1 protein-coding gene is annotated in these 508 nt (G+C 56.3%); it reads left to right on the top strand.

The features are described 5' to 3' along the window. Positions 1–508, top strand: a 508-nt coding sequence (locus tag HT737_RS28805; RefSeq protein ID WP_182404521.1) for a glutathione S-transferase C-terminal domain-containing protein, incomplete at both ends; no start/stop codon positions are given.

Raw genomic sequence — 508 nt, 5'->3', positions numbered from 1 at the left:
GTGCCGGTGTTGTGGGACAAGAAACTCAAGCGCATTGTCAGCAATGAGTCGGCGGAAATCATCCGCATGTTCAACAGCGCCTTCGATGGCCTGACCGGTAACGAGCTGGACTTCTACCCGGCACCGTTACGTGGCGAGATCGATGCACTGAACGAGCGGATTTATCCGGCGGTGAACAACGGCGTGTATCGCGCCGGGTTCGCCACCTCGCAACACGCCTACGAAGAGGCGTTCGATCAAGTGTTTGCCGAACTGGATCATCTGGAGCGAGTGCTGGGCGCCAATCGTTACCTGACTGGCGAATACCTGACTGAAGCAGACGTGCGTCTTTTCACCACGATGATTCGCTTCGATGCGGTGTACCACGGGCACTTCAAGTGCAATCTGCGGCGAATTGCCGATTATCCGAACCTGTCGAACTGGCTGCGTGAGCTGTATCAGTGGCCGGGGATTGGCGAGACGGTGGATTTTCAGCACATCAAGAACCACTACTACGGCAGCCACAAGA

This window comes from Pseudomonas sp. MD195_PC81_125 (assembly GCF_014060985.1).
Lineage (GTDB): Bacteria > Pseudomonadota > Gammaproteobacteria > Pseudomonadales > Pseudomonadaceae > Aquipseudomonas > Aquipseudomonas parakoreensis.
This window is presented reverse-complemented; position numbering and strand designations above follow the sequence as displayed.